Annotated in this window: 14 protein-coding genes; 1 reads left to right on the forward strand and 13 read right to left on the reverse strand. The window is 68.4% G+C overall.

Annotation, left to right across the window (positions count from 1 at the left end; genetic code table 11):
* Positions 1-25: 25 nt before the first annotated feature.
* Positions 26-1,261: a cardiolipin synthase ClsB gene (gene clsB, locus VSO01S_RS15515; protein ID WP_068643717.1), complete on the reverse strand. Its 1,236-nt coding sequence runs from the start codon at positions 1,259-1,261 to the stop codon at positions 26-28.
* Positions 1,258-1,986, reverse strand: a complete 729-nt coding sequence (locus VSO01S_RS15520; protein ID WP_084241893.1) for an endonuclease/exonuclease/phosphatase family protein — start codon at positions 1,984-1,986, stop codon at positions 1,258-1,260. The genes clsB and VSO01S_RS15520 overlap by 4 nt, the downstream gene beginning before the upstream one ends.
* A 246-nt stretch (positions 1,987-2,232) precedes the next feature.
* On the opposite strand from VSO01S_RS15520, the gene VSO01S_RS15525 reads away from it, so the two are divergent.
* Positions 2,233-2,601, forward strand: a complete 369-nt coding sequence (locus VSO01S_RS15525; RefSeq protein WP_084241894.1) for a hypothetical protein — start codon at positions 2,233-2,235, stop codon at positions 2,599-2,601.
* 74 nt (positions 2,602-2,675) lie between these two features.
* Here the strand turns inward: VSO01S_RS15525 and VSO01S_RS15530 are convergent, their stop codons facing one another.
* The 11 genes from VSO01S_RS15530 to VSO01S_RS15580 form a co-directional block, all read right to left on the reverse strand.
* Entirely contained in the window at positions 2,676-3,233 is a 558-nt protein-coding gene (locus tag VSO01S_RS15530) for a Spy/CpxP family protein refolding chaperone (RefSeq protein ID WP_068643730.1), read from the reverse strand.
* Between the two features lie 136 nt (positions 3,234-3,369).
* A complete protein-coding gene (locus VSO01S_RS15535; protein ID WP_068643731.1) occupies positions 3,370-4,440 on the reverse strand; it encodes a flavodoxin family protein in 1,071 nt (356 codons plus the stop codon).
* Positions 4,441-4,534: 94 nt separating this feature from the next.
* Positions 4,535-5,431, reverse strand: coding sequence for a pirin family protein (locus VSO01S_RS15540; RefSeq protein ID WP_068643719.1), 897 nt, complete (start codon positions 5,429-5,431; stop codon positions 4,535-4,537).
* 52 nt (positions 5,432-5,483) lie between these two features.
* A complete protein-coding gene (locus VSO01S_RS15545) occupies positions 5,484-6,224 on the reverse strand; it encodes an aspartate/glutamate racemase family protein (protein ID WP_068643732.1) in 741 nt (246 codons plus the stop codon).
* 17 nt (positions 6,225-6,241) lie between these two features.
* Positions 6,242-7,141, reverse strand: a complete 900-nt coding sequence (locus tag VSO01S_RS15550) for an ABC transporter permease (protein WP_068643720.1) — start codon at positions 7,139-7,141, stop codon at positions 6,242-6,244.
* Between the two features lie 2 nt (positions 7,142-7,143).
* On the reverse strand, positions 7,144-8,055 hold the full coding sequence (locus tag VSO01S_RS15555; RefSeq protein ID WP_068643721.1) for an ABC transporter permease: 912 nt from the start codon (positions 8,053-8,055) through the stop codon (positions 7,144-7,146).
* Positions 8,055-9,323: an ABC transporter substrate-binding protein gene (locus VSO01S_RS15560; protein WP_068643722.1), complete on the reverse strand. Its 1,269-nt coding sequence runs from the start codon at positions 9,321-9,323 to the stop codon at positions 8,055-8,057. Before VSO01S_RS15560 ends, VSO01S_RS15555 begins: the two co-directional genes overlap by 1 nt.
* A 66-nt stretch (positions 9,324-9,389) precedes the next feature.
* On the reverse strand, positions 9,390-10,490 hold the full coding sequence (locus tag VSO01S_RS15565) for an ABC transporter ATP-binding protein (RefSeq protein ID WP_068643723.1): 1,101 nt from the start codon (positions 10,488-10,490) through the stop codon (positions 9,390-9,392).
* A 61-nt stretch (positions 10,491-10,551) separates the two neighbouring features.
* Entirely contained in the window at positions 10,552-11,337 is a 786-nt protein-coding gene (locus VSO01S_RS15570; protein ID WP_068643724.1) for a GNAT family N-acetyltransferase, read from the reverse strand.
* The gene (locus VSO01S_RS15575) at positions 11,334-12,653 is read right to left on the reverse strand and encodes a transglycosylase domain-containing protein (protein ID WP_084241896.1); all 1,320 of its coding nucleotides are present in this window, start codon (positions 12,651-12,653) and stop codon (positions 11,334-11,336) included. The genes VSO01S_RS15570 and VSO01S_RS15575 overlap by 4 nt, the downstream gene beginning before the upstream one ends.
* Before the next feature lie 116 nt (positions 12,654-12,769).
* Positions 12,770-14,033, reverse strand: a 1,264-nt coding sequence (locus VSO01S_RS15580; RefSeq protein ID WP_068643726.1) for an aldehyde dehydrogenase, incomplete at its 5' end; no start/stop codon positions are given.

Genomic DNA, 14,033 nt, shown 5'->3' on the forward strand with positions numbered 1-14,033 from the left:
CTCTTGTGTCGGCCGGTGGTGCGCGTCATGGGGCTTGCGTGCGCGCGTCGGCGTTGCGAAGCAGCGCTTCGGCCGGTTGCAGCCGGGGGCTGTGCCGCGGCAGCCAGGCGGCCCACCGCGGATACCAGCGCAGGAAGTGGAAGATGAAGAAGCTGCGCACCAGGCGCCATGCGCTCCACTCGCTGAGGTCGGCTGCATCGACCTTCTTGCACGAGTTGCGCATCAGCTGCTCGAGCCGGTCGGCCAGTACGCTGTTGAAGCCGGCGTCACGCACGATCACGTTGGCCTCGAGATTGAGCGACAGGCTGAGCGGGTCGAGGTTGCTCGAGCCCACCGTGCTCCACGTGTCGTCCACCAGCGCGACCTTGCCGTGCAGCGGCCGCTCGCAGTATTCGTAGATGTGCACGCCTGCATGCAGAAGGTGGTGGTACAGCATGCTGGCTGCCGTCTTCACGATGGGCAGGTCGGGCTCGCCCTGCAGGATGAGGCGCACATCCACGCCGCGTCGGGCCGCGCGCCGCATTTCCTTGATGAGTCGATAGCCCGGGAAGAAATAGGCATTGGCGATCACGATGCGCTTGCGCGCGCTGCGGATGGCGGCGCGGTAGTGCCGCTCGATGTCTTCCGGATGCCGGCGGTTGTCGCGCGAGACGAACATCACGTCTGCGCTGCCTTTGCGTTCATCGCGTGCGCTGGGCGGCTCGTATTCGCGAATCCGCCTGCGAAACCACGCCGGTTCCTGCTGGCCCAGCGCAATCTCGCGCAGTACGAAGCGGTGGATCTGCGCAACCACCGGGCCGGCCACTTCCACCGAATAGTCCTGCTTGCCCATGGGGCCGAAACTGCGCAGGTGGTCGCTCGAAAAGTTGATGCCGCCCACAAAGGCCAGTTCGCCGTCGATCACGATGATCTTTCGGTGCATGCGCCGGATCATGTTCAGCCGCTGGCCGAGCAGGCGAAACCGGATGCCCGGATCGAACACGCGCAGCTTCACGCCCGCGCGGGTGAGCGACAGCACATACTCGTCCGAGAGGTCGGGCGAACCGAACCCGTCGATCATGATGTCCACCCGCACGCCGCGCTGCGCCGCGGCGATCAATTCGCGTTGCAATGCCAGGCCCACTTCGTCCTCGAAGAGGATGAAGGTCTCGATGATGACCTCGCGCCTGGCATTGGCGATGCACTCGAACACGCGCGGATAGAACTCCTCGCCGTTCTCGATGAGACTCACCTCATTGCCGGGCACCCAGCGCTCGCTCATAGCGTGATCTCCGCCACCAGCGGCGCGTGGTCCGACAGGTGCGACCAGGGCCTGCGCGGGAGCACCACCGGCGCATGCACGCCGGCGTTGCGAACATAGATGCGGTCCAGCGGCAGCACCGGAAAGCGCGCCGGAAAAGTGCGCGCCGCGCGTCCCTGTGCACGGACGAATACCTCGTGCAGGGCTGCGCCTTCTTCCAGGATCTTGTGCGCCCGGCCGCGCCAGTCGTTGAAGTCGCCGGCCACGATCAGCGGCGCGTCGGGCGGAACCTCATCGCGCACGATGTGGCAGAGCAACTCCAGCTGCTGGTCGCGCTGCACTTCGGAAAGGCCCAGGTGCGCGCAGATGGCATGCACGTCGAGGGCACGCCCGGGCAGGCGCAGCGTGCAATGCAGCAGGCCGCGCTTTTCCACGCCGCTCAGGGACACATCGTGGTTGCGGTGCTGGACGATGGGAAACTTGGAAAGCAGCGCATTGCCATGATGGCCGCGTGGATAGACCGCGTTGCGCCCATAGGCGAACTGCGGCCACATGGTGTCGGCCAGGAATTCGTAGTGCGGTGCCTGGGGCCAGTTCTGGATGGTCTGCGAATGGCGCGAGTGGGTACCCAGCACCTCCTGAAGGAAGACCAGGTCGGCCCCCACCGTGCGCACCGCTTCGCGCAACTCGGGAAGAATGAAGCGGCGATTGAGTGCCGCAAATCCCTTGTGCGTGTTGACCGTCATCACCTTCAACGAAACAGGTGATGCATGGGTGGCGGCCGCGGTGGATGCGCTGATGTCCTGCACCCTTGAAGTTTTAGTGCGTTCGCGCCGCCGCGCATGTAGGACGCGCACCGAGTTTTGCAGGCACTGCCTTCGCACAGCCATGGCAGGTTCCTACAGTCGCAACGGGGATGGCACTACGCAGCAGACCCGGGCGCATTCCTAGCATGGGCTCATGTGCCGGTTGAAGGCACAAAGGAGACCATCATGAGATCCGATTTCCGCATGAAGAGTGCACTGCTCGGTGTGTTGCTGTCGCTGGCAGGCGGCGTGGCATTGGCACAGAAGCCGGACAAGCCCGTCAATAACGGCCAGCCCCCGGTTTCGCGCGAGGCGGTCAAGCAAGAGGCGCGGCAGGCGTCGCGCAACACGGCCAACACGAACGTGCCGGCAGTGAGCGGCGAGGCCACGACGATGACCAACCACCAGCCGAACATGCAGCCGGTTCCGATCAGCGACAAGACGCGTGCCGAGGTGCGGGAGCAGACCTATCACCGCAAGCCGCAATTCGGTGAAACGGGCGAGAAGACCGGCATTCCAACCAATCCGCCAGGCAAGATGGGCACGCCCCAGTAGCGCGCCGGCAAGCCAGGTGACTGCCCATGAAAAAGCCCGCCTGATGGCGGGCTTTTGCCTGTTGGCGGAGCCGATCAGCTCTTGGCCGGTGCCTGCGGCTGACCGTGGCCGCGCGGACCGTGGTGGCGTTCGCTGCCCGGGCCGAAGCGCAGGGTTTCCGCGTCGAAGGTCTTTTGCTGCTCCGGCTTCAGCGCCGCATAGAAGCTGCGCGTGGCGTCGGCTCGCTTGGCAAAGGCGGCGCTGCGTTCGGCCTGGCGCTTTTGCATCAGGTCCAGGCGCTCGGGCGTGGTGAGCTTGGCGATGTCTTCGCGGCTGGGTCGCTGGGCGGGCGGCGCCGGCGGTTGCTGTGCGGCGGCGAAGCTGCTCCAGGCGGATTCCTGCGATGCGTCGAGCTTGAGCTTTTCCTTCAGGTCCGCGAGGCGCTTGGCCTTGCGTTGCTGCATCTGCTCGAAGCGCTTGGCCGGGTCGCCGTGCGCGTCCATGCGGGGCGCAACGGCGGCCGGCGCATGTGCCGCGGGTGCGGCACCTGCCGCGCCTGCCGGTGCGGTGGGCGTGGTTTGTGCCGAGGCTGCGAAGGCCGCGCTGGCCAGCAGGCCGGTCCACAGGATTTGACGAGTCTTCTTGGCGATCATGAACAGGATTCCTTCCTTCAAAAACCGCTGCCAATGGGCAGCAGGTGAGGCGAAGTCTGAACCCGCCGGGTGTACGGACTGTGAGCGAACGATGAGGCTGCGTAAAGAAGCGTGAAGCGCCCAGCCGGGCAGGCCGCTATTTCGGGCGCGGCGCGGACAGCCCTTCGGCGGGCTGCGGCAGGCGGCCTTCGCGCAGCAGCGTCACGCCACGGACCACGGCGCGGGCGACGTTGCGCACTTCCTCCTGCACGCCGGTGTCGCGGTCGAGTTCCTCGTGGCTGCTGGCGTAGGGCCGGTAGTAGCCGATGTAGCGGTCCAGCCGCGCCTCGTCGCCCGCGTCGACCAGTCCCATCCAGTCGAGCCAGTCGCACAGGCTGCGGCGCACGCTCTCGACGCCGGCCACGTCGCCGTGCACCACCACGCCGTAGATGCGGCCGGCCAGGTGCTTGGGATAGTCCCAGCCCTTTTCTTCCAGCGCCTTGGCTTCGTCGGGGTGCTTGCCGTGGGTGGTGGTGGGATCGGGGTTGCCGCCGTCCGCGCACACCAGGCGGTCGATCATGAGCTTGAGTGCGCTGCTGGCCTGGTACCAGTGCGTCGGCGTGAAGACGATCACCCCGTGCGCTGCCACCCAGCGCTCGTAGATCTCCGCCATCCAGTCGCCGGTCTGCCCGAGTGCGTGGTTGGGGTAGCAGCTGCAGGGCCAGTGGCACAGCGGCATGGCGGTGGAGACGCAGGCCTTGCAGGGATGGATGCGCAGCTCGTAGCTGGAGCTGAGCAGGCTCAGGTCCAGCACGTCCGCCTGCATGCCGGCGGCGTCGACTTGCTCGCGGGCCAGCTGCAGCAGGCGGTGGGTCTTGGAGATTTCGCCGGGGCAGGTGCCGTCGTTGCGCGGTGATCCGTTGATGAGCAGCACGCGCGATGGCGTGGCCGAGTCCTCCCACGCCGACTGGGCCCGCAGGAGGCGCTCGCGCGTTTCCATCCATTCGATGGAGAGTTCGTAGTTCGGGTCGGCATACCCGGCGCCGGCCGGCCGCTTGCGCGGCGCCTTGCGGCCTTCGTCATAGGCCTGCCAGGCAATGATCTCGATGTGCGACAGGGCCTCTGCCTCCTGGCGGAAAGCCGGGTCCTGGAATGCCGCCTGGAAGCGTTCATGGAATTCGGCGCGCGAAAGCGGGGCCGGCGCCTGGCCCTTGCGAACGGAAGCCATGCCCGCCATCTTGTGCGGCGCGGGCGGCCGGCGCGGTGGGTGGGTCTGCCGACTCGCCGTAGGCCGGCGCCGCAACCCTTTTCAACGTGCGCTGCTAGCGCAGCTTGCCGTTCTGGAAATCGTGCACCGCCTGCACGACCTGCTCGCGCGTGTTCATCACGAAGGGGCCGTACTGCGCGATGGGTTCGTGCAGGGGCTTGCCTGCCATCAGCAGCACCCGGGCCGGGCTGTGGTTGGTGCGCGGCGCGCGAAGCAGCACGCCGTCGCTGTCCGGCGCGTTGGCCAGGATGGCCATGCGCTTGGTCGGCACCTCGCTGTTGCCGATGAAGACAGATTCGCGGAACACGTAGATGAGCGCGTTGTGATCGGCCGGCAGCTCTTGCGAGAACTCCGTGCCGGGCGGCAGGGTGATGTCCACATACAGCGGCTCGGTGTGCTCGCGCTGCATCGCGCCGGCCACGCCGTTGCTGGTGCCGGCGATCACGCGCACATGCACGCCGCTCTGCGTGCCGTATTCGGGAATCTCGCTGCTCTGGATGTCGCGATACCAGGGCTCGCGCATCTTGTCCTTGGCCGGCAGGTTGAGCCACAGCTGGAAGCCTTCCATGCGGCCTTCCTCCTGCTCGGGCAGTTCGCTGTGCACCAGGCCCCGGCCGGCGGTCATCCACTGCACGCCGCCGTTTTGCAGCAGGCCCTCGTGGCCCGCGCTGTCGCGGTGGCGCATGCGGCCCGCGATCATGTAGGTCACGGTCTCGAAGCCGCGGTGCGGATGGTTGGGAAAGCCGCCGATGTAGTCGCCCGGGTTGTCGCTGCCGAAGGCGTCCAGCATCAGGAACGGGTCCAGGCGCTGCTGCAGCGGCTGGTGGAGCACGCGCGTGAGCTTGACGCCGTCGCCGTCGCTGGTGGACACGCCCGCCACGATGTGGTCGATGCCGCGCGGCTGCGTCAGCACGGGCAGCGGAACATGGTTGGGATGGTGTGCGCTGGTCATGGGGAGCGATGGTGGCACCGTTTGCCCGACCGCGCACCCCGCGTGGGTTCCTTCAGGGCAGGGCGCCCATTTCCCAGGAAAGGTTTTCCCAGGCGACGCCGAAGCGGCCTTCGTTCGCCGGGTCCGGGGCGCGCTCGCGTGCCTGCAGTGCCTGCAATGCCCACTGGGCGCCGGCCCGCACGCTGTCGACGAGGGGGACCGACAGCTGGTGCTCGATGTCCGCCGCCATGCCGGCCAGCCCGGCGCCGCCCAGCACCACCGCCTGCGCGCCGAAGCGCTGCGCCGCCTCCTGGCAGGCAGCTGCCAGCAGAACGCGCGCGCCCTCCGGGTCGGCTGCCAGTTCAGCGCCGCTGGGCGCCACCGTGTGGATGCCTGCGAGCGCATCGCCGTAGCCCAGTGCATGGGCCAGGCGTGCCAGCATCGGGCGCCAGCGTTCGCCGCCCGTCACCACCGCAAACCGGCCGTGTGCCGCCGCGGCGGCGAACGACGCTTCGGCCAGCCCCGACACCGGCACGCCGGCGCCTTCGCGCAGGGCGAACAGGCCCGGATCGCCGAAGCAGCCGATCAGCACCGCGTCGGGCCGCTCGGCCTTGCTCAGATGCACCGCCCAGGCGTCGAGCACCGCATGCTGGGCGACCGCATAGGTGGCTTCCGAAGCGATGTAGGCGGCACCGAAGCGCGCGCCGACGGTGCGTACCTGCACGGCCTGGCCGACCTCTTCCTGCACGTGCGCCTGCAGCAGCCCGCTGACCGGCACAGAGGTGTTGGGATTGATGACCAGCAGCGAAGGCATGCGGGCGCTCCGGCCGTTCAGGTGCGGCGTGCCTTCGAGCGCCGCCCCAGCAGCGCCGCGGCGCACAGCGCCAGGCCCATGACCAGCAGCGAGACCACGGTGGTGACCGTGCCCAGCGCATAGATGGCCGGCGTGGTCACCGTGGAGGTGAGGCCCTGCAGTTCCAGCGGCAGCGTGTTCACGTCGCCGATGGCCTGCGAGGTGCGGGCGATCTCGTCCCAGCTGAGCGTGAAGCCGAACATGCCGATGCCGACGATGGAAGGGCCGATGAGCGGCAGCACCACGTGCACGAAGCCCTGCCAGGGCGTGGCGCCCAGGTCGCGCGCGGCTTCTTCATACGCCGGGTTGAAGCGGTTGAACACCGCGAACATGATCAGCAGCCCGAACGGCAGCGTCCAGGTGAGGTGCGCGCCCAGCGCCGAGGTCAGCAGGCCCAGCGCGGTGCCGTATCCCTCCAGCAGGTTGTCGGCGCCCATGGCGGTGAGCAGTTCCTTCAGCCCCGTGTCGACCAGCCGGAACTGCAGCCCGATGCCCAGCGACACGATGATCGACGGCATGATGAGGCTGGCCACGGCGATGTAGAACAGCGCGTCGCCGCCGCGCAGCTTCTTGCGAAAGGCCAGCCCGGCCAGCACCGACAGCACCACGGTGAGTCCGGTGACCACCGTGCCGAGCATCAGCGAGCGCCGGAACGCTGCACCGATGTCCACCGTGCCCAGCCCTTCGGCCAGCTTGTGGAACCAGTGCAGCGACAGGCCGCGCAGCGGAAAGGTCAGGCCGCCCTCGGGCCCCTGGAAGCTCAGCACGAAGATGGTGAGCATCGGTCCGTAGAGAAACAGCAGGAACAGCCCGAACACGAGCGCCAGCGGCCAGAAGCCGGCCGGTCGCGCATCGCGCAGGTGGTGCGGTTTGAGCACTCTCATAGTTCCTTGCGGATGTCCACCAGGCGCGTGAGCCCCCAGATGATCATCAGCACCACGGCCAGGAGGATGACCGCATTGGCCGCGGCCAGCGGAAACTGCAGGTACGAGGTCTGCACCTGGATGATCTTGCCCACCGAGGCGATCTGCTGGCCGCCCATCACGCCGATGGTGACGAAGTCGCCCATGACGATGGTGATGACGAAGATGGAGCCGATCACGATGCCCGACTTGCACAGCGGCACGATCACGTTCCACAGCGTCTGCCAGCCGCTGGCGCCGGCATCGCTGGCGGCTTCCAGCAGCGAGCGGTCGATGCGCATCATGCTGTTGAAGATGGGCACGATCATGAACATGGTGTAGAGGTGCACGAAGGCCAGCACCACCGAGAAGTCGGAGAACAGCAGCCATTCCACCGGCTGGTCGACCAGGCCCAGCCCCATGAGCCCCTGGTTCACCAGGCCATTGCGGCCCAAAAGCGGCACCCACGAGATCATGCGGATCACGTTCGACGTCCAGAAGGGCACGGTGCACAGCACGAAGAGCACCGTCTGCACCGTGGCCGAGCGCACGTGGAAGGCCAGGAAGTACGCCACCGCGAAGCCCAGCACCAGCGTGATGGCCCACACCAGCAGGCAGAACTTGAGCGTGCTGAGGTAGGTCGACAGCGTGACGCACAGGTCGCCGTTGTCGGTGAGATGCGAGCAGCCCTCGAAGATGCTGGCGTAGTTGCGCAGCGTGAGCGCCGGAAGCAGTTCGTACTCGTTGAAGTTCCACAGACTGACCATGGCGATCAGCCCCAGCGGAACCAGGAAGAACAGGAAGAACACCAGCGCGAAGGGCGCGGCCTGCCACCAGGCCGCGATGCCGCCGTGCCCCGCCTCAGCCGTCGATGCCGCGCGCAGGTTCATCACGCGGCGACGAACTCATTCCACTTCCTGACCATGTACTCGTTCTCGTCCATGACCGCGTTCCAGCAGGCGATGCCGCCCATGCGCTGCTCGTAGCTGCCGCCGTCGCGCACCGAGCCGGCCTTGGCCAGCAGGTCGCCGTTGGGGCTCTTGATGTCCTGCGAGGCGGGCTTGCCTTCCATCCAGTAGGCCCACTCGTAGGCTTCCATCTTGGCCTTGGCGGTGTCGAGCACCGCGCTGTAGTAGCCCTGGCGGTTGAGGTACGCACCGGCCCAGCCGTCGAGGAACCAGTTGATGAACTCGTAGGCGCCGTCCAGCTTCTTGCCCGACAGCGTGGCCGGCACGCCGAAGCCCGCGGCCCAGGCGCGATAGCCCTCCTTGAGGGGCTGGAACACGCAGTCGATGCCCTTGGTGCGCACGGCGGTCACGGCCGGGCTCCACATCGACTGGATGACCACTTCGCCCGACGCCATGAGGTTGACCGACTCGTTGAAGTCCTTCCACAGCGCGCGGAACTGGCCGGCCTTCTTGGCCTCGATCAGGGTCTTGATCGTCAGGTCGATCTCGGCCTTGGTCATGTTGCCTTTGTCGGCGTACTTGTGCAGGCCCTTGGCCTCCACCACCATCGCCGCGTCCATGATGCCGATGGACGGAATGTTCAGGATGGCCGCCTTGCCCTTGAACTCCGGGTTGAGCAGCTCGGCCCACGAGCCGATGGGCCGCTTGATCAGGTCGGGCCGGATGCCCAGCGTGTCGGCGTTGTACACGGTGGGAATCAGCGTCATGTACTGCGTGGGCGTGGCCGAGAACTTCTTGCTTTTCTCGCTTTCCAGGAACATGACCTTCTTGGGCGCGGTGCCCTGGTCGCCCACCTTCTTGCCGGCCACCTCGCCCTTGGTGAAGAGCGTGGTGATCTTGTCGGCGTTCTTGATCTTCTTCGTGTCGATGCCCTTGAGGTTGCCGGTGGGCACGATCTTCTTGAGCGAGAAGTACTCGGTGTCGATCAGATCGAAGCTGTTGGGCGCCGTGACGGCGCGCTTGGTCACGTCGTCGGTGGTCACGGCCACGTACTGGATCTCGATGCCGGTGTCCGCCTTGAACTTCTCGGCAATGGCCTTGTCCTGGTTCACCGCCGTGCCGAGGTAGCGCAGCACGATTTTTTCCTGCGCGTGGACGAAGGGCGCGATGCCGGTGGCCAGGATGCCGGCCGTGCCCTGCAGCAGGTGGCGGCGCTGGATGCCGGAGTTGTCTTGGTTGTGGTCGGACATGGAAGGAGCCTCCTCGGGTTGATGATTCGGGTTGTGCGCGCGTGCGTGCGTTGGCGGGCGGCGTGTTCAGGCGGCCATGGCGGCCAGCGGGTCGCGGCGCATCCGGGTGGGCTGCGGCTGCCGCGGTGCGGGGCGCTGTGCGCCGGGCTGCAAGGCATGGGCGTGGGCTTCGTCCCACCACAGCAGCACCGGCTGGCCCAGCTCGAAGGGGCACGCCAGGAAATCGCTCTCGTGCAGCAGCACCGCCACCTGTTTCATCGCGGGTGCCGCCTGGGCTTCATCGGCCAGCTGCAGGCCCAGCAGCACGTAGGTGCCCTGGTATTCGATGTCGGTGATGTGCGCCGCCAGGCCGCTGGCGCCGGGCGCCTGGGCGGCGGCGATGCGCATGTGGTCGTTGCGCACGGCCACCAGGCCCGAAGCGGTCTGCAGCACGTTGTGGCCGCCCATGAACCGGGCCACGAATTCATTGGCGGGAAAGTTGTAGACCTGGTGCGGCGAGCCCACCTGCTCGATCAGCCCGTGGTTCATCACCACCATGGTGTCGGCCAGGGCCATGGCTTCTTCCTGCGAGTGGGTGACGTGGATGAAGGTGAGCCCCAGCTCTTTTTGCCAGCGTCGCAGCTCGGCGCGCATCTGCACGCGCAGGAAGGGGTCGAGCGCCGACAGGGGCTCGTCCAGCAGCAGCACCTTGGGCTCGGTGATGAGCGCGCGGGCCAGCGCCACGCGCTGCTGCTGACCGCCGGAGAGTTCGGCCGGCTTGCGCTGGGCGAGGTGGCCCATGGCCACGCGCTCGAGCAGCGCGCCGGCGCGCCGGTGCCGCTCGGCCCGGGCCACGCCCTTCATCTTCAGGCTGAAAGCCACGTTGTCCAGCGCCGAGAGATGCGGGAACAGGGCAAAGCTCTGGAACATCATGGCCGTGCCGCGGGCGGCGGCGGGCAGCCGGGTGATGTTGCGGTTGGCGAGCAGGATGTCGCCATGCGTGACGGATTCGTGGCCGGCGATCATGCGCAGCGTGGTGCTCTTGCCGCAGCCGGAGGGGCCCAGCAGGCAGCAGTAGCTGCCGCTGGCAATGCGCAGGTCGATCTGGTCCACGGCGGGCGGGATGTCGACCGCGTATTGCTTGGTCAGGGCAACGATCTCAACCGCGATGTCGGGGGCTGCATCCATGGGCAGCACACCGCAAGACGTGTGCCACCGACATTGCACCGTGCTGGTGCGGTGGCCGGGCTCAGCCTGCTTCGGGACGGTGCCAGTAGCGGTAGGTCCAGGCCGGCGCGAAACCTGCCCGCCGGTACAGCGCCAGGGCCGGTTCGTTGCCGGCCTCGACCTGCAGAAAGACGCGCTCGTAGCCGCGCTCCAGCGCGGCACCGGCCAGGCCCGCCAGCACCCGGCCCGCCAGGCCGCGGCCACGTGCCGTCTGCACCGTGCGCATGCCGTGCACGCTGGCCCAGCCATGGCCGAAGGAGACGGCGCCGGCCGCCAGCGTCGCACCGTCCTCGCGCACGCTGGCGTACAGGTTGCCGCTGGCGCGGCTCAAGGCCTGCACGCGGCTGCCGCCGTCCACCGGGTCGAAGCCCGGGCCGAGAAAGACCTGGGCCCAGGCGGCATCGGGGGCAGCATCGATCTGGGCAGGCGCATCGGCGCCGAGCGCCAGCATGGCGCGAGCTGTGCCCGTCTGGGTCTGCGTGGGCTTGGCGGCCTGGTAGCCGCGCGCCGTCATGGCGTTGGCCAGGTCGTCGAAGCAGGCCGCCTCTGCCACGCGCAGCTGGGTCGGGAAGCCTCGTGCTGCGTAGCGCTCCTCGATGCGCTCCAGCAGCCGCGTCGGATCGGCGTGCGGAGCTTGGTGGCGCAGCGGCACGGCGCTCCTGGCGCGGCCGACGGTGCCGGGGTCCATGGGCAGCAGCCAGGCTTCGTCGTCCAGCGCGTCCACCCATTGCGGCGCCACGGCATCCAGCGTGGCGCGCTCGATGGCTTCGATGTCTGCAGCCGCCAATGGCTGATGCGCGGCCGTCATGGCGCCGCGGGCGCGACGAAGCGCGCGTTGGCCACGCCGCGAAACAGCGCAGCGCGCTGGCCAGCCGTGATCTCCTGCACCTGCTCGGCCACCTTGCGTGCGGCCGGTCTGTCGATCTGGCCTTCGGCGCGCCACTTCTGCAGCAGGCCGTCCGGGTCGCGCAGGAGCGTGGCCATCCAGATCGCCTGCGTGGGCTCCAGCGAGCGTGCGCTGCGCTTGAAGTAGCGGCGCGCCGCGGCCTCGGCGCCGCAGAGCTGCTCGCCCCAGGGTGCCATGTCCAGATAAGCCTGCAGCAGGCGCTGCTTGCCCGGTGCCCGCTCGAACTCCACCGCATAGAGAAGATCGCGCAGATGCTGCGCTTCGGGGTCGGGCAGGGGCGGCAGCAGGCGCCGGGCCACCTGGAGGTTGAGCGTCGGGGGCGGCGTCGTCGGCACCGTGATGCGGGCGGCGCTGCTCACGCGTTCGGCCTTGGCGCTGCCGGCGGCCAGCGGGGCGGCCGGGGCGCTGGCCCGCCCGCGCGCCAGGCTCGCCGAGTCGTAGCCGGGATGCTGGAAGAAGCCGGCATCCAGCGCGGCCACCGCGCCGCGGCTGAGCCAGGCGTCGTTGGCGAGCCTGGCCGGCGTACCGCAGCTGGCGGCGCGCGATTCCAGAAGGCCTTCGGCACCGAGGCCGTCCACCGTGAAGAGCACCAGGCGCGGCTGCAGGTTGAAGGCGCCTTCGGGCAGGGCCAGCTGCAGGCGCAGCGAGGCCGTGCCGCCGATGCGGGCGCGCTTCAGTTCCGGCAGCTCGGGCACGAGCAGCTGGTACCACTGGCTGATGGGCGCATGGTCCACCTCGGCCGACACCTGCAGGTCTTTTTGCGTGAGGCGGCCGCTCCAGCGGCCGCGCAGCTCGTTGCCGTTGGCGACGCCGTCCTGCACCGCGCGCAGGTTGCCGAACAAGGAGTCCACGTCGCGCCGGGCGGTGAGCGTCAGCCGCCACACCTGCACCGGCTTGTCGCCCAGCGCGGGCACCGCCAGGCTGCACCGTTCGCAGTTGAGCTCGAGCCCGCTGGCCTCGTTCCAGTCGAAGCGCAGGCTGCCGAAGCGGGTGTCGAACCGGTGGCCGGCCAGTTGCGGCGCGAACCACGAAGCGGTGGCCAGGCGCAGCACCGTGGGCACGCCCACGTCGAAGCCGATGGGCCCGTACTGCACGCGTTCCGACCACTCGCCCTTGGCCGGCGCCAGCACCAGCTTGACGATGAGCGCGACGGCGATGGCGGCCGTCACGAACAGTGCCAGCAGCACATACAGCAGGTAACGCAAGGCGGTTTTCAAGAAGCTCTCCCCTCGAGGTTTTAGTGATGCCCCCGAGTGTGCGCGATTGCGTTTGGCCCTGCGTTGTTCGCGCGCAGCACCGGCGCGCAAACGGCGCCGGCGGATTCACGAATTAGTCAAAAAGGGTAATGGCGCGCGGTGGTCTGCACGGTGATCCAGCGCAGCTCGGTGAAGGCGTCGATGCCGGCGCGGCCGCCGAAGCGGCCCCAGCCCGAGCCCTTGACGCCGCCGAAGGGCATTTGAGCCTCGTCATGCACCGTGGGGCCGTTGATGTGGCAGATGCCCGACTCGATGCGGCGCGCCACGTTCATGGCGCGCGCCACGTCGCGCCCGAACACCGCGGCCGACAGGCCGAACTCGTTGTCGTTGGCCACGCGCACCGCTTCGTCCTCGCCGTCCACGCGCACGATGGCCTTCACCGGTGCGAAGGTTTCCTCGTGGTAGATCCGCATGTCGGGCGTGACATGGTCGATGAGCGTGGCAGGCATCAGGGTGCTGCCCGCGCGCCCGCCGATGACCAGCTTCGCGCCCTTGGCCAGCGCGTCGTCGATCAGGGCGTTGCAGCGCTGCACCGTGGCCATGTCCACCACCGAGCCGAGCACCACCGGCCCCTGGCGCGGATCCCCCAGCGGCAGCGACGCCGCCTTGTCCGCCAGCCGGGCCACGAAGGCGTCGGCCACCTTGCGGTCGACCACGATGCGCTCGGTCGACATGCAGATCTGGCCCGAGTTGGCAAAGGCGCCGAAGGCGGCGCCGTTCACCGCCGCGTCGATGTCGGCATCGTCCAGCACGATGAGGGGCGCCTTGCCGCCGAGTTCGAGCACCACCTGCTTGAGGTGCGCGGCGCAGGTCTGGGCGATGAGCTTGCCCACGCGGGTGGAGCCGGTGAAGTTGACGCGCCGCACGGCCGGGTGGGCCACCATCGCCTCGACCACCGCCGCCGCATCCTGGGGGGCATTGGTGACGAAGTTCACCACGCCTGGAGGCAACCCGGCCTCTTGCAGCGCCTCGATGATCAGGCCATGCGTGGCGGGGCTGATCTCCGAGCCCTTGAGCACCACCGTATTGCCGCAGGCCAGCGGCGTGGCCACCGCGCGCACGCCGAGGATGACCGGTGCATTCCACGGCGCGATGCCCAGCACCACGCCGGCCGGCTGGCGCACCGCCATCGACAGGCTGCCGGGCACGTCCGAGGGGATGACCTGGCCGTCGATCTGCGTGGTGAGCGATGCGGCCTCGGTGAACATGCCGGCGGCAAGATGCACATTGAAGCCGGCCCACAGGCCCGAGGCGCCGGTCTCGCGCGCCATGGCGGCGGCGAAGGCCTCGGCCTTGGCTTCGAGCGCATGGGCCGCCTTGAGCAGCAGCGCGCGCCGCTCG

This window comes from Variovorax soli NBRC 106424, from assembly GCF_001591385.1.
GTDB classification, from domain to species: Bacteria; Pseudomonadota; Gammaproteobacteria; order Burkholderiales; family Burkholderiaceae_C; genus Variovorax; species Variovorax soli.